Annotated in this window: 18 protein-coding genes and 2 tRNA genes; 15 read left to right on the top strand and 5 right to left on the bottom strand. The window is 65.0% G+C overall.

The annotated features are described in order from the left end of the window. The first annotated feature begins 157 nt into the window (after positions 1 to 157). From QX073_RS02425 to QX073_RS02435, 3 genes are all read left to right on the top strand, one after another. Positions 158 to 589 (top strand): hypothetical protein, encoded by a 432-nt coding sequence (locus QX073_RS02425; RefSeq protein ID WP_410051208.1) that lies wholly within the window; start codon positions 158 to 160, stop codon positions 587 to 589. Between the two features lie 299 nt (positions 590 to 888). Then, positions 889 to 1,602, top strand: coding sequence for a porin family protein (locus tag QX073_RS02430; RefSeq protein ID WP_315749484.1), 714 nt, complete (start codon positions 889 to 891; stop codon positions 1,600 to 1,602). 220 nt (positions 1,603 to 1,822) lie between these two features. Beyond that, positions 1,823 to 2,062 carry a DUF6719 family protein gene (locus QX073_RS02435; protein ID WP_315714646.1) on the top strand — a complete coding sequence of 80 codons (240 nt, stop codon included), beginning with the start codon at positions 1,823 to 1,825 and terminating at the stop codon, positions 2,060 to 2,062. A 240-nt stretch (positions 2,063 to 2,302) separates the two neighbouring features. On the opposite strand, the gene QX073_RS02440 is transcribed toward QX073_RS02435, so the two are convergent. Further along, positions 2,303 to 2,548: a hypothetical protein gene (locus QX073_RS02440; protein WP_315714645.1), complete on the bottom strand. Its 246-nt coding sequence runs from the start codon at positions 2,546 to 2,548 to the stop codon at positions 2,303 to 2,305. A gap of 180 nt (positions 2,549 to 2,728) precedes the next feature. On the opposite strand from QX073_RS02440, the gene QX073_RS02445 reads away from it, so the two are divergent. Next, positions 2,729 to 2,836: a hypothetical protein gene (locus QX073_RS02445; protein ID WP_041750859.1), complete on the top strand. Its 108-nt coding sequence runs from the start codon at positions 2,729 to 2,731 to the stop codon at positions 2,834 to 2,836. 64 nt (positions 2,837 to 2,900) lie between these two features. Here QX073_RS02445 and QX073_RS02450 read toward each other — a convergent pair whose 3' ends face one another. Beyond that, the gene (locus QX073_RS02450; protein WP_315749486.1) at positions 2,901 to 3,413 is read right to left on the bottom strand and encodes a hypothetical protein; all 513 of its coding nucleotides are present in this window, start codon (positions 3,411 to 3,413) and stop codon (positions 2,901 to 2,903) included. Positions 3,414 to 3,522: 109 nt separating this feature from the next. Between QX073_RS02450 and QX073_RS02455 the strand changes: the two genes are divergently transcribed. From QX073_RS02455 to QX073_RS02465, 3 genes are all read left to right on the top strand, one after another. Then, complete coding sequence (locus QX073_RS02455; protein WP_315749487.1) at positions 3,523 to 4,320, top strand: TetR/AcrR family transcriptional regulator; 798 nt, start codon at positions 3,523 to 3,525, stop codon at positions 4,318 to 4,320. Between the two features lie 249 nt (positions 4,321 to 4,569). After that, positions 4,570 to 5,211 carry a DUF3313 domain-containing protein gene (locus QX073_RS02460; RefSeq protein WP_315749489.1) on the top strand — a complete coding sequence of 214 codons (642 nt, stop codon included), beginning with the start codon at positions 4,570 to 4,572 and terminating at the stop codon, positions 5,209 to 5,211. Between the two features lie 172 nt (positions 5,212 to 5,383). Further along, on the top strand, positions 5,384 to 5,980 hold the full coding sequence (locus tag QX073_RS02465; RefSeq protein ID WP_315749491.1) for a DUF2147 domain-containing protein: 597 nt from the start codon (positions 5,384 to 5,386) through the stop codon (positions 5,978 to 5,980). Between the two features lie 53 nt (positions 5,981 to 6,033). On the opposite strand, the gene QX073_RS02470 is transcribed toward QX073_RS02465, so the two are convergent. Then, positions 6,034 to 6,108 (bottom strand) — tRNA-Thr (locus QX073_RS02470). Between the two features lie 189 nt (positions 6,109 to 6,297). Then, positions 6,298 to 6,780, bottom strand: coding sequence for a hypothetical protein (locus QX073_RS02475; protein WP_316192745.1), 483 nt, complete (start codon positions 6,778 to 6,780; stop codon positions 6,298 to 6,300). Positions 6,781 to 7,143: 363 nt separating this feature from the next. Here QX073_RS02475 and QX073_RS02480 point away from each other — a divergent pair, with 363 nt between their 5' ends. Together QX073_RS02480 and QX073_RS02485 are read left to right on the top strand one after the other, a co-directional pair. Continuing rightward, positions 7,144 to 7,605 (top strand): hypothetical protein, encoded by a 462-nt coding sequence (locus QX073_RS02480; protein WP_316192744.1) that lies wholly within the window; start codon positions 7,144 to 7,146, stop codon positions 7,603 to 7,605. A gap of 57 nt (positions 7,606 to 7,662) precedes the next feature. Further along, entirely contained in the window at positions 7,663 to 8,127 is a 465-nt protein-coding gene (locus QX073_RS02485) for a hypothetical protein (protein ID WP_315714638.1), read from the top strand. A 57-nt stretch (positions 8,128 to 8,184) separates the two neighbouring features. Here the strand turns inward: QX073_RS02485 and rlmB are convergent, their stop codons facing one another. After that, positions 8,185 to 9,015: a 23S rRNA (guanosine(2251)-2'-O)-methyltransferase RlmB gene (gene rlmB / locus QX073_RS02490; RefSeq protein ID WP_316192743.1), complete on the bottom strand. Its 831-nt coding sequence runs from the start codon at positions 9,013 to 9,015 to the stop codon at positions 8,185 to 8,187. 216 nt (positions 9,016 to 9,231) lie between these two features. On the opposite strand from rlmB, the gene QX073_RS02495 reads away from it, so the two are divergent. From QX073_RS02495 to QX073_RS02520, 6 genes are all read left to right on the top strand, one after another. Then, positions 9,232 to 9,317: transfer RNA gene (locus tag QX073_RS02495), tRNA-Tyr, on the top strand. Between the two features lie 616 nt (positions 9,318 to 9,933). After that, positions 9,934 to 11,463, top strand: a complete 1,530-nt coding sequence (locus QX073_RS02500; protein ID WP_315729346.1) for a TolC family outer membrane protein — start codon at positions 9,934 to 9,936, stop codon at positions 11,461 to 11,463. 252 nt (positions 11,464 to 11,715) lie between these two features. Then, positions 11,716 to 13,899: a type I secretion system permease/ATPase gene (locus tag QX073_RS02505; RefSeq protein WP_315714635.1), complete on the top strand. Its 2,184-nt coding sequence runs from the start codon at positions 11,716 to 11,718 to the stop codon at positions 13,897 to 13,899. Position 13,900: 1 nt separating this feature from the next. Then, entirely contained in the window at positions 13,901 to 15,235 is a 1,335-nt protein-coding gene (locus QX073_RS02510; RefSeq protein ID WP_315749499.1) for an HlyD family type I secretion periplasmic adaptor subunit, read from the top strand. Between the two features lie 631 nt (positions 15,236 to 15,866). Continuing rightward, positions 15,867 to 16,520, top strand: a complete 654-nt coding sequence (locus tag QX073_RS02515) for a transglutaminase-like cysteine peptidase (protein WP_316225267.1) — start codon at positions 15,867 to 15,869, stop codon at positions 16,518 to 16,520. 113 nt (positions 16,521 to 16,633) lie between these two features. Next, the gene (locus tag QX073_RS02520; RefSeq protein ID WP_315714632.1) at positions 16,634 to 16,951 is read left to right on the top strand and encodes a hypothetical protein; all 318 of its coding nucleotides are present in this window, start codon (positions 16,634 to 16,636) and stop codon (positions 16,949 to 16,951) included. Positions 16,952 to 17,224 lie beyond the last annotated feature (273 nt).

A 17,224-nucleotide genomic window follows, 5' to 3' on the forward strand; every position in this document is an offset into this window, starting at 1 on the left:
AGCCGATCTGGTCGTTGACCGCCGGAGCGCGCCAGAGCGCTCCGGCGGCAGCGGCTTGACGAAGGCGTGAGCCGGGACGGATTTCCCGGCCTCTGGCTTTGAGCTAGAACGGCCGCGGGATTGGCTTTCAAGAGTTGGGCGCCTGGGGATGGGGAGAATGAGCTGGTGGCCAGCAACCGCGCTGGCGCTGCTGTTGGCGGGGTGCACCAGCGGAGGTCCCGCCGCGTTCATGAGCGAGGACAATCGCGGCATCTCCTACACCGGCGATCGTGGTGTCGGCAGCCAGCCGTTTCCAGCCAACCACCGCAGCGAGATCCTGTCCTATCTCAGGACCTACCTGAACAATCCGGTCGGGGTGCGCGACGGCGTCATGGCGGAGCCGGTGCAACGGACGGTCGGTGGCCGGCTGCGCTATGTGAGCTGCCTCCGTTATGCGGCGCGCGAGTCCGACGGCAGCTACCGTCCGGCGCAGGAGCGCGCGGCGGTGTTCGTCGACGGCCGGTTCGACCGTCTGGTCGAGGATGCCGGCGAGCTCTGTGCCGGGTCGACTTACGCGCCATTCCCGGAGCTGGCGGGCCTCACGCGCTAGACCGCGGCGTTTTCAGGTCCCGGCGTTTTCGAAGGATTGCCACGTCGTCGCAGCGCCTTGCCAAGCCGCTTGCCCGATCACAAATCAGGGATGGACCGAACGCTTTGTCGCCTCGCGGCGACCAAATATCGGGCGAGGCGTCAGCTTCACGAAATATTCGGGAAGCCTATGGAACAAAAGGCCTTTGTTGCCCTCTGGTGACACCGCAGCGGCAATCACAGCTGCGTCACCGCCACCGGGCAACCCAAATGCGGCCATGATGTTCGATAGATGTCGCAAACGAATAACGGGGACGTCCCATGAAGCGGTTTTTGTTCAGTGCAGTGGCTTTGACCACATTGGCTGCCCCGGCTTTCGCCGCCGATATGCCTCCGCGCACCTACACCAAGGCGCCGGTCTACACGCCGCCTCAGGCGATCTACAACTGGACCGGCTTCTATCTCGGTGGTCACCTCGGCGGCGCCTTCGCGGGCAATAACAGCCTGGAAGGCAACAACGGCCGCTTCCTGGGCGGCGTGCAGGGCGGCTTCGACTACCAGTTCGCCCCGAACTGGGTGCTCGGCATCGAAGCCCAGTACAGCTGGATGGATCGCAATACGACCAATTTCGGCTTCCCGGGGGCTGCGGTCGTGACCTCGACCGGCGCCAACCAGCTCGGCTCGGTCACCGGCCGTCTCGGCTACACCTGGGGACCGGCGTTGCTCTATGCCAAGGGCGGTTATGCCTGGCGGGACGGCAACAATCTCGGGGTGAGCGTCGCCGGCGTGCCGACGGGCTTCACCACGTCCGGCAATAGCAAGGACGGCTACACCGTCGGCGCCGGCCTCGAATACATGTTCGCGCCGAACTGGTCGGCCAAGGCTGAGTACCAGTACTACAATTTCGGCAATACGACCTTCACGGGTGGGCCGGCTCCGGTTGTGGGCAGCCGCTTCAACAGCGACGAGCATACGGTCAAGGTCGGCGTGAATTACCGCTTCGGCTGGGGCGGACCAGCCGCCAGCAAGTACTAAGCGAGATCGCCGAGCCCGCGGCCGGCGGCGTTCGGCTGGAAGCGGATCACGCCTCAATTCCAACACGCCCGCGCCGTCTGGTGCGGGCGTGTTGCTGTCCGGTGGTTGGCTGGCGATGGTTTCGGGATCGCTCACGCAGTGCGAAAAAATTTTCAAACCTTCGTGAAACTTTCGCCATCAGTTGATATTATCGGTGCGCCGGTTTGATGGATCATCCCACATGCGTATCTTGGTGTCCGTGCTGTTGTTGTCGGCGGCTGTTTTGCCGTGCTCCGCCCAGACCGTTCTGAAGACCGAACCGTTGATGCTGGCCCCCTACGAGGTGGCGCTGGTGCAAACCGCGTCCTGCCCGTCGGGCAAGGTGCTGAAGGTGACCGGTGCGATCCGCGGTGTCAGCCGCAAGCGTGCCTGTGTCGCCCTTCCGGCCGAAACGGCATCGCTGGCGACGGCGACGCCCTGAGAACGGGCTTCATGGCGACCTTCCAGCGGGCAGCTCCGGCTGCCCGCTGATCGCGGGTCTGTCTGTCGAAAAATCCTTGATGAAGGCAAGTCGTCCGCGGGACCGGACTGGCATGAAGACGTGAATGTCTTCTGCCGGCGGCTTCCGTCCAGGCACGGCGAGGCTCGGGGACAGCAGCGCACGGAGACTATAAGTATCACCCGAGAAGTATCACCCGCGGCGCGCTTCCGCCGCAGCCGCTCAGGATGCGAACGGGATGTTGAACTCCTGCTCGGCTTCGGCACGGTTCTGCCAGGGATCTTCCTCGGGCTCGGCGGCGCAGGGCCGGATCTCGTAATCATTGTCGAGCTGCAGATGCGCGGTCGATCGCGCATTGATCATCACGTCCACCACCAGCCCGCTCTGCCGCGCCAGCCGCCAGACATCCCCCTCGGTCGGATAGGCCTTGCTCAACTTGGCGTCGTTGCAAAACAGCGCGTAGGGCATTCCAAACAGCTCCAGAGAAGCGAAGGATGAACCGAGAATGAACGGCACGTGCAGCGAGACACTGGCGCGCCTGGGGCAGGAAAGGGGCCTTTTCGGGCGGCCGAGTCGTAAACGAGTCCTAAATTTTTGAAAAAAGAATCCGTGGGACTCCGGGGCTAGAATCGCCAGATGGTTAAGCCCATGGGAACCGATCTCCACATCTTCTGCGGGCGGATCCAGCTGACGCTCGCCTTTGGGCTGCTGCTCGCCTTCGTCGCCAATGTGGCGCTGCTGTGCGCCTGGCTGTGAGCCGGCGTGTCGATTGCGGATATGTTTGTGTACCCTCGGCCATAGATCCTCGGCGCGGTCGCCTTTAGTCCTCAGGGAGGGCGCTCCGTCCGGCCGATGCTTTCAGGCGCGCGAGTGTCGCGCTGAAATATTCCTGACGCTCCCGATTGAAGCGCTCCTGATGGGCCCGGAAGCGCGCGACGCGGGCGCGAATCTCCGCCTGCATGTCGCGCTGGAGATCGAGCTGCGAGGCGATGCTGGTGAAACGCTCCGCAGGGACCGGGCTCGGGGCGGCGAACGAAGCCTCGGATGCAATGGCGTCGGGCGCTCTCGGCCTTGCAGGCTCCCCCACGGCATTGGGGATTGCGACTTGCACGTTGCCGCCGCGACGTGCCTCGGTTTCAACGGTGTTGGCGATCACGTGCTCGACAGCGGCGTGCGTCGGGCGACCGGCCCCGGCCTGCTGCGGTGTGACGGGGGTGCCGACCGGAACGGTAGGCAGCTCGAACTGGGCGAAGTCGGCCGGCTTGCCGGTCACAGACTGCACAAAGGCCATGGTCTGCGCGATCAGCGCATCACGCTCTTCCTTCCACGTCATGACGCTTGTCCCCCGATGCCTCAATTGCAACAAAAGCGGCTGACGAAATCAAGTTGAAGACCAGTGACTTCTGGGGATAAGCAGGAGTTCTAGGTGAGATGTGACAACAATGTTGCCACAGTCTGAACTCGTTTCGTCCCCCACCCGCGAAAGGCGATACCGGAAATCCAATCCCGCACAGATGGTTCCTAAGCGGCGTTTTTCCGGAGCTCTTCTTGACAGAGGAGCGCGGCTCGCCCCTATGGCCGAGCCGCCCCGGTCTTCGGGGCATCATCTGCTCGCAACCTTCGTGCACTGTCCGGGCACTTCGCAGACTTCGATGGACAACCCTTCACGCTCCGAGCGGTCGCGCAAGGCCGCGCTCACCGCCGCCCTCACCATCATCGCCCGCGATGGTCCGGGGCGGCTGACGCTCGACGCCATCGCCCGCGAGAGCGGGCTGAGCAAGGGCGGCCTGATGCACCAGTTTCCCAACAAGGAAGCGGTGCTCAAGGCTCTGCTGGAACAGCAATTCCTGCATTTCGACGAATTCGCCAGCAGGTACAGGGCTGGAGCCGGCAAAGCGGCTGATCAGCCCGAACTCGCGACGCAGATCGCGATCTCGCGGGAGCTGATCGCCCAGCAATATTCGGTGGCTCAGGCCATGCTCGGGGCGCTCGCCCAGGAGCCGGGATTGCTGGCCGATGCCCGTGCCAAGGATGCCGAGAGAGTAGCCGAGATCCGCGGCGAGGCCGATGACGCTGATCTCGCGGTCCTGCGATGGGCGGCGGCACGTGGGCTTGCCTTGATGACGATGCTGCGCGTCTCGCCGCTGGAGCAGCCGGATCTGGACCGTCTGTTTGCCCGCCTGCTCGACGACCAACAATGGACCACATTCCGGCAGGTCGGGACGACCGGGGAGCGATGACACGCTCGAGCTCGGCGCCATCTCCATCATTGGACGGTTCGATCTGAGCGAAGTCGGGCTGGCTTGCCGTCCGACTTCCGTCCGCCGATGCCTCCTGGAGGTCCCGTGCCGACCGCATCGACGTGTGAACAATTCTTTTCATTCGATTTCGTATTTACAAACCGTCTGGTCGGTTTATTGAGGTGGCCATGTGGACGCGCTGGCAACGGCGCCGCAATCGTGGAGGAGGGGATGAGGAGTCGATTTCCGATGTCTGGCTTCGCGGCGATCGCCGCGAGCCTCTGTGCCGGATGCAACACGGTGACGCCGGTGGCCTATTCCGGGGTGGCGTCGGCGCGCTATCTGGCGCCCAACACATCCGATCCATCGGGCCGGGTGCCTTACCGCTACGGGACTGCCACCGACTGGCGCAGCTACGACAAGGTGACGCTCGATCCGGTCGTGATCTATCGCGGCGCGGATCATCAGTTCGGCGACATGTCCGACCGGGACAAGGCTGCGCTCGCCGCCTACATGCAGCGGCGTTTCCTGGAAAGTCTCTCGGCGCGCTTCCAGATCGTCCATCAGCGGGGGCCGAATACGCTGCGCGTGCGGCTCACCCTGACCGGCGCCGTCGCCAACACGCCGGTGCTCGGCACCGCCTCGCGCTTTGATCTCGCGGGAGCCTTCTACAACGGCGTGCAGAGTGCACGCGACGGTGAGGGACTGCTGACCGGCTCGGTATTCTACGCGGCCGAGATCTTCGATGCCGCGAGCGGGCGACTGCTGAGCGCCTTCGTCAGCAAGCAATATCCCTCGCCCTACGACATCAAGGCCAGCGTTGGTGCGCTCGCGGCCGCCGAGGCCGGAATCGGCAAGGGCGCCGAGGCCCTGGTCGCGCAGCTCCAGTGAGCGGGCCGTGCGAACGATCGCGTCGCGCGGGCAGATGGCCCCGCATCGGGGCGCCTTCGTGTGCGCGCTTTGGCATCGAGGGCACGGCCAGATCTCGGGCAGTCAGCGGCGACGTCAACCCGGCCGTACGAGCGCGTGGCTCGAGGCCATGGAGACAGTGAGGTCCCTGGACATGACATTGAGATTCGTTCTGCGCGTCGGCTTACGCATCGTCGTCGGCCTGCTGCTGTCGATGGCGGAGGGCCGCGGTCACGCCGCTCCCGTCGGCGATCCGTTCGGCACATGGTTGACCGAGGACGGCCGCGCCCGCGTCCGCGTCGAGCGCTGTGGCGCGATGGCCGACCGCGTCTGCGGCTACATCGTGTGGATGAAGGAGACGGCGGATGCCAAGGGGCAGCCGTTCCGCGACCGGCTGAATCCCGATCCGGCCAGGCGCGGCCGTCTGCTGCTGGGCCACCAGATGCTGCTCGGCCTGAAGCTGAACGCCGACGGCCGCCACAGCGGCGAGGTCTACAACGCCGAGGACGGCAAGACCTATGCCGTCTCGATCTGGCGCGAGGGCCCGAAGATGCTGGCGGTCAAGGGCTGTCTGCTCGGGCTGTTCTGCGCGACGCAAGGCTGGGTGCTGGTCACGGATCAGGTGCCCGGCCAACTCATCGGAGCGACCGGCGAGGGCGGCGGGCCGTTGCCGGATCCAGAGTGGACTGCGCCCAGGCCGCCGTCGGCGACCGGCATCGCCAGACCCGCGGTCAGGACGAGGGCGAATTGACGCCTAAAGCCGGTGACAGCCATTGCCGCAGCAAATCCCAACTTCACGGAAGCTGGTGCCGGCTGAGGGGATTGAACCCCCGACCTTCGGTTTACAAAACCGCTGCTCTACCGCTGAGCTAAGCCGGCGAATGCTGGTGGCGGAGATCTCGTCGTCAGTTTGCGACGAGGTCTCGCGAAGCGCGGTGTTCCTACCAGAGTTGATGCAGTCCGGCTACTCCCCGCGTGAGCGCCGCTTCTGCCATCAGCCCAGCAAAAAGGGCGGCCGTTGGGCCGCCCCTGTCGGAGCCGATCGTCGAAGCCGCTCCGGCTCGATCTTTACTGGCAGATGTGCATCAGCCCGTCGCTGCCCTTGAACATGGTGCCGGGGCGGCAGACCAGGCCGTTGCGGGTCGCGTAACTGTTCCAGTCGCCATAATAGCCGTTCGGGCCGCGATCATAGCTCGGTTGGCCGTAAGAGGGGCCGGGACTGTACGCATAGGCATCCGCGGTGCGGAACGGCGCGGTCGCGATGGCGCCGGCGGTTCCGATGGCTGCGCCTGCGATGCCGGCAGCGGTGCCGACCGCTCCAGCGGCGACGTCAGCCGGCCAGAAGCCGCTGTTGCGGCGATCCCAGCCGTTGTTGTTCCATCCGGTATCGGTGCGCTGCTGCATCATGGCCCCGTCCTGGCGGGCCATGTGCCGGTGCTGCATCATTCCTTCCTGCTGGTTCATATGCCGGTGGTGCACGTCGCGCGCCATGGCCGGGCCGGCGAGCGCCGTTGCGAGTATCGCAGCCCCGAGAATAGCAAATCGTGTCATGGAATACTCCATCGTTGCGCCCCACCTGCTAAGCGCAAGCCGGCCCCGTCGTTCCCGCCGCGACGGGAATGTTTTGGAACGACATGAGGCCCAGTGCCTTCGGAGGCCGGAGCCGCGGTTGCGGTCCGGCTTGCTCCGACCCGAAGGCTGTTAGTCTTGAGGACAGAGCAGCGGGGTTGATGCTGGCAATATTGTCGCTCATCGGCTGATGATCAGCCATTAACCCTCGCACTCGAACCCCACCCGGGCTTTAACCCGGAATGGTGGCTCCCGCGTTAGTCTTACCAGCAGATTGATGTGCGCGTTTAACCCATCGGGGCGCGCGTTGCGGTATTGGTAGGATGACAACCGGGGCGTGAATTCATGCGTACTACAACGGCTCTTGTGATTCTGATTGGAGCGTCTTCCGCCGCGCTCGCCAGCGAAGGCTTCGAGATCGTCATTCCGCAGCGGCCCGGCGTGCCCGTCGTCATCAACGGCATCGATGCGTCCTACGCCGTCGTCGAAGGCCAGTACGGTCTTGGCAGGGGCAACTACATGCAGCCGACGATCTATGGCGGTCGGCCGGTCGAGCCCGAGCCATATGTTGGCCATTACTATCCAACCCTCGGAGCAAGGCCCGGCTATGGCCGGATGGAGATCGAGCCGCCGGCCGATCGCAAGCTGCCGAAGCCGGCCGAGAGCTATTCCCGCTCGTGGGGCGCCCAATCCCAGATGCAGCCGCCGGAGCCGGCGGTGCCGATGTATCCGCCTGCCGTCATCCTGGCTCCGCCCGATGGTGATCCTCACGGCTATCCCAATCGGCCGCCGGCCTACCGCCGCTAGCCAGCAACTCACCATCGACAGCCAGACCAAGCAAGAACAGATCAACAGGAGAGAGTTATGCGTGGAGTAGTTTCAGGACTTGTCGCCATTGCCGGCCTCGCCGTCGCCGGCAGCGCGCCGGCCGCGGCCTGCGGCGCCACCGCCTGCGGCCCGTGCGGCTACGCCGCGCCGTGCGCGCCGCAGGTCACCTATCAGCCGACCGTCACCTATCAGCCGACCGTGACGTACCAGCCCACGGTGACGTATCGGCCGCAATATTTCTATCAGCCCGGCTACACCTACACCTACGGCCATGGCTGCGGCGCCTGCGGCGCGAGCTATGAGCGGCTGCCCGAGCCGACCCGGCAGTATTACTATGTCAACCAGGGCCCGACCTACAGCGGTCCTGGCGCCTTCGCGCCGTATCCTGCCTATGAGGAGCAGGCGCTTCCGGTCTACAGCTATCATCACCGCCGCCACGCCTATCGCTGGGGCGCTTCGCCTTATTATCACGGGCAGCGCGTGCTGCGCCGCTATTACTGATCAGACGGACGTTCGTTCGCGCCAACGCCCGTGCGCCTCATGCGCGCGGGCGTTTCGTCATTTTGACATCAAGCCGAGCCGGCTCGCGCCGATATAGAGCGCGAGCACGGCGGCATTGGAGACGTTGAGGCTCTTGATCGCGCCGGGCATGTCGAGCCGCGCCACGACGCTGCAGGTCTCGCGCGTCAATTGCCGCAGGCCCTTGCCCTCGGCGCCCAGCACCAGTGCGAGCGGCTCGCGCAAGGCGACCGCCGCGATGTCCTCCTCGCCCGCGCTGTCCAGCCCCACCGTCTGAAAGCCGCGCTCGTTCAGCCGCGTCAGCGCGCGTGCGAGGTTCTGCACCGTGACGATCGGCACCAGCTCCAGGGCGCCCGATGCGGACTTGGCCAGTACACCGGTGGCCTCCGGACTGTGGCGGGCGGTGGTCACGATTGCCTTTACGCCGAACGCCGCTGCCGAGCGCAAGATTGCGCCGACATTGTGCGGGTCGGTGATCTGGTCGAGCACCAGGATCAGTCCCTCGGCCGCGAGCGTGTCGATGTCCGGCGAGGGCAGGGGCTCGGCCTCCGCCAACAGGCCCTGGTGCACGGCGTCCGGACCGAGCCGCTGGTCGATCTGGCTGGGGCGCACGATCTCGGGCGTCACCCGCGTCTCGATCCGCTCGTCGGCAAGCCGCCTGGCGGCGTTCTCGGTCAGGTAAAGCTTGCGAATCCGCCGCTTCGGATTGGCGAGCGCCAGGGTCACGGTGTGCCAGCCATAGAGAATGACGGGGGCATCCGAGTCCTGGTCGCGCTCCCGCCACGGCTGGGGGCGCTCGAATCCGCGCGGTTTGCCGGAGAATTTACCGCCCGGACGGCGAAAAGGGGGCTTTCGATCGCGTTCGCTCATGGCCCGAGCTTCTGTCACGGCCTGCGGATTCTGGCAATTTGGCACCGCTGAGACGGGAAAATTCGTCGTCCCTTGGTTGACTTCGAGGGCCGGGTTCGATCATAAGGGCCCCGGCCGCGCGCGCCCGCTCCTTCGGGCCCCGCGGTCTTACCGTCTCCATGGCGCTGATGGTCCCGACGCTGCTGTTCCGCGGCCGGCCCGAATTGCCATCGATACGGGGGAGTGTCCCGAGTGGCAAAGGGAGCTGACTGTAAATCAGCCGCCTCATGGCTTCGCAGGTTCGAGTCCTGCCTCCCCCACCATTCACTGCCTCTCAGCTCCACTAGATTTTTCGAGGACAATGGACCCCATTGGCCATTGCTTCCCTGCAGACTATGCGTCGAAATATATGGGTCGCATCTGGGTCTGCCGGCCGGTCGTGATCTTCATTGGATCCTTCGTTGTTCGCGATCCCTGGGCGGCGATCGCTCACGGCTGTCGTGACGACGCGCCAGAACCCAGGCTTCCGACATCTGCGGGGCCGACGTGGCAATGGCGGGCGACTGATCGCCTGTTGCCGTTCCGCCGTCTCGGGTTGAGGGCCCCGGCTGCGACATCTCAGTTAATGCCGCGGAAGCGGTCCATATTGAAGATAAACACGAAAAACTCGACATTCTCTGACGCGAGATTTTTCTTTATGAAATAAATAGCTGACTTTAAATCACCGCCTCAGCCTCACGTCATCCCCACGACGTTGATTTCGCTTCAGATTTTGAAATCTTTGCCCTGAGGAATATGGCGGAGCGTAGCTATTCTGCCACAACCGGGCGGCTTTTCGCCGCAAATGTGGCGAGTCACATTGCGAGCCGATCTCGGGTTTGTTATCGGTTCCCTATGTTGAAGATCGTATATACACCCATTTTCATATGTGTTGTGGGAATGAGCTTTAGCCCGGCATTGGGCGCTGAGCCGTTCACCATCCAGGACGCCATCAACCAGGCGGTGAAGACCAATCCCGGTGTCGGAGAGGCCGCCGCCAATCGGCGGGCCACCGAAGCCGAGCTTCGCCAGTCCCAGGGGACGCTGCTGCCGCAGGTCCGGCTCGATGCGAGCGCCGGACCGGAGATGCTCAAGCAGTATGTCTCGCCGGCGCCGAGCAACAATGGCCGCTACCTGCGCGGCCGCGAGGCCGGCGTGGTGGTCCGTCAATTGCTGTTCGATGGCTTTTCCTCGATCAATGAAGTGTGGCGACAGGCCGCGCGGGTCGATGCCGCCGCGTACCGCGTGCTGGAGCGAACCGAACTGATTGGTCTCGATGCCGCCGAAGCCTATGTCGACGTGGTGCGCTACTCCAGGCTGGTCGCTCTGGCCGAGAAGAACCTCAAGGTTCATCTCGAACTGCGCAAGAACGTGCTGGCCCGTTTCCAGGGCGGCCGGGCCGGCGAGGGCGACACGCAGCAGGCCGAGGAACGGGTTGCGGCAGCGCAGGCCGTGCTCGAGGAATTCCGTCTCAGCCTCGAAGTGGCGCGCGCGAAGTACCGCAAGGTCGTCGGCGTCGAGCCTTATAACCTGCGTTTCCCCGGCCGGCTGTCCGACATGCCGCGGGACAAGGCGGAATCGCTCGACATCGCCTACAAGTTCAATCCGACCCTGCGCGCTGCCGCGGCGGATGTGACGGCCGCCAAGCGGGGATTCGATGCCACCACCGGCACCTTCCTGCCGACGCTTTCGCTCGAAGGCCGCGCGACGACCGGCAAGGAATCGATCACCTACAACAATCGTTACGACGAGGTCAGCGGCAAGGTCGTTGCATCCTGGGATATCTTCAACGGCGGCCAGAACAGCTGGCGCCGCGAAGAAGCCGCGCAGCGGATGATCCAGGAGCAGCAGAAGCATGCTCGTCTGCAGCGCGATGCGCTGGAGTCGATCGACAAGGCCTGGGCGGCCCGGATCATCACCGCCGATCGCGTCTCAGCTCTTGTCCGCGATGTCGAAGCGGCCCGCCGCACGTTCGTCGCCTACAACAAGGAGTATGAGCTCGGCCAGCGCACGCTGATCGATCTCTTGAACTCCCAGAACCAGTACTTCAACGCCAACGTGTCGCTGGTGTCGGCGCGCGGTGTGGTGGTGTTTGCCGACTATCAGCTGCTCGCCGCGATGGGCCAGATGCTGAACTACCTGAAGACCGGGCATCCGCCGGAGACCGAGCCGGTGGACACGCCGAGTGGCTTCATCGGCTACAGCCTGGCGCCCATTCGGCTGAGTGCGCCGGCGCCCGGACCGCAGCCGCTGAGCTCCGCCGGTCCGGTGCCGATGTTCGGCCTGCATGACGGTACGCCGAAGCATCCCGCGCCGATTACCTTTGGCGATCGGTGGGCCTCGAGCGATCCCGAGGATACGACGCTGTTCGTCGCGTCCGGAAAATACGGCGGATACGCTCAGAGCCCCAACGGGCACGCGCCGAAATAGGTGAGACTAACAAGAGCCGGTGCATGTCGCGCCGGCTTTTCACCATACGCATTTACTTTGCGCTGAGTTTGTCGCGAAACACCTGTAAAAATCTCAGAAAAGCCAAGTGCGGGCCAAAGAATTAGGCTAAGGCAAATTATTAGCAAGAAGCAATGGGTGCCGGTCCGCGTTGCTCGGTGGGCCAGATGGATTTCCGAGGCGTCGTTGAACATTCGTCCGACAAGGTTCGAGCTCGAAGAGACGGCGCACGTGATGCCCCAGATGAGCGCAGCCGCACCAGCAGCTGATCCTCTCAGTGACAGTCTGCTTTACCTCGCTGCTCATCACGGCCGCGCCCTGAGCCGCAGCGCGCTGCTGTCCGGATTGCCGCTCGACAGCGGCGTGCTCAGCATCGCGCTCTACGAGCGCGCCGCGCAGCGGGCCGGGCTCGAGGCGCAACTGGTCGAACGGCCGCTGAGCGATATTCCCGCGCTGGTGCTGCCCTGCGTGCTGATGTTTCACGACGGCACCACGCGCATCCTGCTGACGATCGACGAGGCCGCCGGCCGTCTCACCATCGTCGATCCTTCGCGCCGCGAACAGCCGGCGATCGAGCGCTTCGAGGCGGTCGCGGCGCGGTATGTCGGCTTCGCCTATCTGGTGCGGCCCGCCACAATTGCCGATCCGCGCGTGGCGGCAGCCGGTGAAGTGCCGAAGACGCACTGGTTCTGGTCGGTGGTCAGCCGCTTCGGCGCCAATTACGGCCATGTCGCGATCGCCGCGTTCATCGTCAACATCCTGGCGCTGGCCGCGCCCCTGTTCACGATGAGCGTCTACGACCGCGTGATCCCGAACGGCGCGATCCCCTCGCTGGTCGCACTCGGCGTTGGCCTCATGCTGGCCATCGGATTCGACTTCCTGCTCAAGGTGGTGCGCAGCCGCATCATCGACATGACCGGAAAGAAGATCGACGTGGTGCTCGCCGCGAACATCTTCGAGCACGTGATGTCGCTGAAGATGGACAAGCGGCCGCCATCGGTCGGCATCCTCGCCAATCAGCTCCGCGACTTCGATTCGGTGCGCGAGTTCTTTACCTCCGGCACCGTGGTGTCGGCGACCGACATGCTGTTCGCGGTCGTGTTCATCATCGTGCTGTTCATCATCGCCGGTCCCATCGCCTGGATTCCGCTGCTGATGCTGCCGGTGATGATCGCCGTCGGGCTGCTGATCCAGCGGCCGCTCGAACGCGCGATGCGGCAGATGCAGGCGCAATCCGCCGCGCGTCACGGCATTCTCGTGGAATCGCTCAACGGGATGGAGACGGTCCGCGCGGTGGCCGGCGAGAGCCGGGTGCAGACGGTGTGGGAGCGTTCGGTGGCGGCGCAGGCGCGCTCCAGCGAGGACGTCCAGTTCTGGGCCTCGATGGCGATGACAGCGGCGAGCGTCGCGAGCCAGTTCTGCAGCCTGCTGCTGGTCGTCGTCGGCGTGTTCCTGATCCTCGACGGCAAGCTCTCGGTCGGCGCGCTGGTGGCGGCCAACATGCTGTCGGGTCGCGTGCTCGGTCCGATCGCAGGCATCGCCGGCCTGATGACGCGCTTCACCCAGACGACGTCGGCGTTGCGCTCGATCGACCGGCTGATGTCGCTGGACCGTGAGCGTCCGCCGGAGAAGATCTACGTCGCGCGCGAGATCAACCAGGGCCGCATCCAGTTCAAGAACGTCAGCTTCTCCTATCCGGGAAGCCAGACCAAGGCGCTCGACAACGTCTCCTTCGACATCAAGCCCGGCGAGAAGATCGGCATCATCGGTCGCGTCGGCTCGGGCAAGACCACGGTCGGTCGCCTCGCCACCGCGTTCTATCCGCCGACGGAAGGCAGCATCCTGATCGATGGGATCGACATCCAGCAATACGACCCGGCCGATCTGCGCGCCGGCATCGGCTTCGTGCTGCAGGATACCGACCTGTTCTACGGCAAGCTGCGCGACAACATCACGCTCGGCCGTCCGGCGGCGACCGATGAGGAGGTGCTGGAGGCCGCGCGGCTCGCCGGCGTCGAGACCTTCATCGCCGGTCATCCGCAGGGCTACGAGATGATGATCGCCGAAGGCGGCCGCAGCCTGTCGGGCGGGCAGAAGCAGGCGATCGGGCTCGCGCGCGTCCTGATCCGCAAGCCGCGCGTGCTGTTCCTCGACGAGCCGACCGCACATTTCGACGTCCGCAGCGAGGGCGAATTCCTCGAGCGCCTGAAGTCGCTGGCCAAAGGCGAGATGTCCATCATCGTCTCGACCCACCGACCGTCGTTGTTGTCGCTGGTCGACCGCATCCTGGTATTCGACTCCGGCAAGATCGTCGCCGACGGGCCGACCGCGCAGATCCTCACCATGCTGCGTCCGCAGCAGCCCGCGGCGGCGCCGGCCGCGAGCCACGCGGTGAAGCCGGTCCAGGGGACGAGGTGACATGGCGCACAGCGATTTCGCGTTCTCCAACGACATCAGGGCTGCCGTCGAGCTGCGCACGCCGAAGACGGCGCGGATGCTGCTGCTCGCCTCGCTCGGCCTGTTCTTCACCTTCCTGATCTGGGCGCATTTCGCCGTGCTCGACGAGGTCAAGCGCGGCAACGGCAAGGTCGTGCCGTCGCGCCAGACCCAGGTGGTGCAGTCGCTGGAAGGCGGCATCATCGCCGACCTCCTGGTGCAGGAAGGCGCGATCGTCGAGAAGGATCAGCCGCTGGCGCGCATCGAGGACACCAATTTCGCCTCGCAGTTCGGCGAGATCCGCGAGCGCCGCGGCGCGATGGCGGCCCGGGTGATCCGGCTCGCGGCGGAGACCGAGGGCCGCAGCCCGGTCGAGTTTCCCGACGACCTCGTCGCCGACGCCCCGCGCGCGGTGCAGACCGAGCGCGCGGTGTTCGACGCCCATGCACGCAAGCTCGCGCAGGACATCGACGTGGTGCAGCAGCAGGAACAGCAGAAGAGCAAGGAGATCGACGAGCTCAGGGCCACCGAGAAGCGCTTCTCGGAGACGCTGGCGCTGCTCAATCGCGAGCTGGGACTGACCCGCAAGCTGTTCGACCAGAAGGTGGTGCCGGAGATCGAGATGCTGCGCGCCGACCGCCAGGCGACCGACATGCGCGGCCAGCTCGCGGTGGTGCAGGCGAGCATCGTGAAGACCGAGGCGGCGGTGCAGGAGGCGCGCTCGCGCCGGCTCAACATCGTCACCGCCTTCCGCGCGCAGGCCGAAGACGATCTCGCGAAATCCCGCGGTGATCTCGCCGTGCTCGACGAGAACATCAAGTCGGCCCAGGACCGGGTGCGACGCACCGAATTGCGCTCGCCGGTGCGCGGCATCGTCAACAAGCTCAACGTCACCACCATCGGCGCGGTGGTCGCGCCGGGCGCCAGCCTGATGGAGATCACGCCGCTCGACGACACGCTGCTGGTCGAGGGCCGCATCCGTCCGCAGGACATCGCCTTCATCCGTCCCAACCACGAGGCGGTGGTCAAGCTCAGCGCCTATGATTCATCTGTGTACGGCTCGTTGCACGGGCGCGTCGAGCGCATCAGTGCCGACACGATCACCGATGAGAAGGGCGACAAGAACGAGCGCGGCGAGACCTTCTATCGCGTGATGGTGCGCACCGAGAAGAACCATCTCGGCACCGCCCAGCAGCCGCTTCCGATCCTCCCAGGCATGGTCGCGACCGTGGAGATCCTGACGGGCAAGAAATCGGTGCTGGACTATCTCGTCAAGCCTGCCCGCATGCTGCGTGACGAGGCGCTGCGCGAGCGCTGAGCAGGCGTCCGCGCGAGCGCACCGAAACCCGGGTTCTCCACGAAAGCGCGTGTGACCCAGAATGCCGCTGCGCTCATCCGGGGCGCCCCGTGCGGCGGACAGCGTTGCCAAAATCTGAATCGTTCAAATGCGACGCGATTTGGTCGGCCGTGATTAGTCGCGTTCGCAGCTTGGCGGCGAACATCACCGCGGTTTAACCGGCCCGCAGCAGCGCCGGCCCTATCCCTGATCCGATAACAACCGGGACAGGGATCGACGCGATGACGTCGGCCGATGCCCCGGAGCATACGGGGCGTCACTGATGTTGCGGATCGATCGGGCGCGGGTTCTCCCGCGCGCGCTGGGGCTTGCGCTTGTGTTGTCGGTCGTAGCCGGTTGTGCCGGCGCTGCGTTTGCCGAGACTTCAAATCGTAGATCTCCGCAAGGCACTGCGGATGGCGCGCTGCCGGTACCACCGCCCGTCCGTTTCTTCACCATCAATGCCGTGCTTGCCAAGCATGACGGCCTGCGTCGCTCCGCCTCCGCTGCTGTGGAAGTCGCATCGACCGACCCGGCCAGGCCTGCGGGATCAGTCAGCGACGCTCCGCAGGGACCCGCGGTCGCGACTCCCAGCGACGAGCCGTTCGGCCTGATGACGTTCCGCGCACCCGAGGGTGTGCTGTGGGTGAAGTGGCGCGGCATTCAGGGGGCGATGGCGAGCGAGCGGATCTCGGTCGAACGTTGCAACCGCGATGACGCGCGCTGCTCGGCCTCGGAGCGCCTCTTCGTCGCGCTGACCCGGTCGGCGTCTGCGGCGAGCGACGGCCGCACGCGCGCGGAAATGATCAATCGTGGCGTCAACCACGCGGTGCGCTACGTCAGCGACGATCAGCAACACGGCCTGCCGGACGTCTGGAGTTCGCCACTGCAGACCTTGCGCAGTGGACTCGGTGACTGCGAAGACTACTCGATTGCCAAATACGCGCTGCTGCTGGCGGCGGGGACGCCCGAATCGGATCTCAAGCTGCTGCTGGTCCGAGACCTCGCCGTGCGGCAGGATCACGCCGTCGTCGCCGTGCGGCTCGACGGCAAATGGTCCGTGCTCGACAACCGGCGGGCCGCTCCGATGGAAGGCCGCGATCTGCAGTCCTTCATGCCGTTGTTTGCCATCGATCACCGCGGCGTCAGCCTGTTCGCTGCGCCCTATGCCGAGCGGCCGCACCACGAAAGCGAGAGCGACGTCACGCCGGCGGCGGAGGCCGACATCGGCGGTGGCGGGAATCCGGGGCGGCCGCTGCTGCTCTGAATGTCGCAGGTGGACGGCTTGTAGCCGAGGTCATTTGCGGTCTTAATGCGCGCAGGGAAGCTGGCGAGCAGGGGGCCGCGGTGAATATCAAGCAAGTCATGGTTTGCGGGGCATTGGCCCTGTCGGCGATCGGTGGATTCATCGGCGGTGCACAGGCTCACGCGGTGATGCTGCCGGGCGCTGCGTTTTCGATCGCCTGCGAGAATGGCGGCAGCTACGTGCTGCGCTCTCGTCCCGTGCTCGCGCCGGGCGAGATCGTTACCGCGCAACTCTACCTCCATCCTCACCGTGCGATTCCGGTCCGTCTCGTCCCGATGGGCGACGGCTATCGCTATGCGGGCCGCGGCGTGTGGCTCGATGGCATCGGTGACCAGGCATTGTTGTATTTCCGCAAATACGAACCGGTGGCCTGCGTGGTCAGTCGCATCTGAGGCAATCTGCCGCGACTTCGACGCTCCTCAAGAATAGTTCCTGCCTTTCGCAAATAATTCGCGAGAGGCCGGTTCCATTTCGGCCGTTTCATGGCGGCAAGCTTTTATTCCCAACAGCGTGCGTGTTGTTCCCCAAGTATTGTGTGATCGAATAACTGCCAATTAGCAGTAATTCTCCCGGCCCTGCCTCCATTTATTCTTGTCGTTCCGCCCCTGCCGCGCGGGGGACGGAAGCATAGGCACAGCCTTGTTTCCCTTCATAAATGCCGCTGC

The organism is Bradyrhizobium sp. SZCCHNS3052 (assembly GCF_032484495.1).
Taxonomy (GTDB): Bacteria; Pseudomonadota; Alphaproteobacteria; order Rhizobiales; family Xanthobacteraceae; genus Bradyrhizobium.

Bases quoted from the DNA above. Each gene is read 5' to 3' on its own strand.
- QX073_RS02460 (WP_315749489.1), top strand. From the start codon at position 4,570: ATGTCTGGCTTCGCGGCGATCGCCGCGAGCCTCTGTGCCGGATGCAAC.
- QX073_RS02505 (WP_315714635.1), top strand. From the start codon at position 11,716: ATGCCCCAGATGAGCGCAGCCGCACCAGCAGCTGATCCTCTCAGTGAC.
- QX073_RS02445 (WP_041750859.1), top strand. From the start codon at position 2,729: ATGGGAACCGATCTCCACATCTTCTGCGGGCGGATCCAGCTGACGCTC.
- QX073_RS02475 (WP_316192745.1), bottom strand. From the start codon at position 6,780: ATGACACGATTTGCTATTCTCGGGGCTGCGATACTCGCAACGGCGCTC.
- QX073_RS02440 (WP_315714645.1), bottom strand. From the start codon at position 2,548: ATGCCCTACGCGCTGTTTTGCAACGACGCCAAGTTGAGCAAGGCCTAT.
- QX073_RS02485 (WP_315714638.1), top strand. From the start codon at position 7,663: ATGCGTGGAGTAGTTTCAGGACTTGTCGCCATTGCCGGCCTCGCCGTC.
- QX073_RS02500 (WP_315729346.1), top strand. From the start codon at position 9,934: ATGAGCTTTAGCCCGGCATTGGGCGCTGAGCCGTTCACCATCCAGGAC.
- QX073_RS02515 (WP_316225267.1), top strand. From the start codon at position 15,867: ATGACGTTCCGCGCACCCGAGGGTGTGCTGTGGGTGAAGTGGCGCGGC.
- QX073_RS02425 (WP_410051208.1), top strand. From the start codon at position 158: ATGAGCTGGTGGCCAGCAACCGCGCTGGCGCTGCTGTTGGCGGGGTGC.
- QX073_RS02450 (WP_315749486.1), bottom strand. From the start codon at position 3,413: ATGACGTGGAAGGAAGAGCGTGATGCGCTGATCGCGCAGACCATGGCC.
- QX073_RS02430 (WP_315749484.1), top strand. From the start codon at position 889: ATGAAGCGGTTTTTGTTCAGTGCAGTGGCTTTGACCACATTGGCTGCC.
- QX073_RS02465 (WP_315749491.1), top strand. From the start codon at position 5,384: ATGACATTGAGATTCGTTCTGCGCGTCGGCTTACGCATCGTCGTCGGC.
- QX073_RS02510 (WP_315749499.1), top strand. From the start codon at position 13,901: ATGGCGCACAGCGATTTCGCGTTCTCCAACGACATCAGGGCTGCCGTC.
- QX073_RS02455 (WP_315749487.1), top strand. From the start codon at position 3,523: ATGTTGCCACAGTCTGAACTCGTTTCGTCCCCCACCCGCGAAAGGCGA.
- QX073_RS02480 (WP_316192744.1), top strand. From the start codon at position 7,144: ATGCGTACTACAACGGCTCTTGTGATTCTGATTGGAGCGTCTTCCGCC.
- rlmB (WP_316192743.1), bottom strand. From the start codon at position 9,015: ATGAGCGAACGCGATCGAAAGCCCCCTTTTCGCCGTCCGGGCGGTAAA.
- QX073_RS02435 (WP_315714646.1), top strand. From the start codon at position 1,823: ATGCGTATCTTGGTGTCCGTGCTGTTGTTGTCGGCGGCTGTTTTGCCG.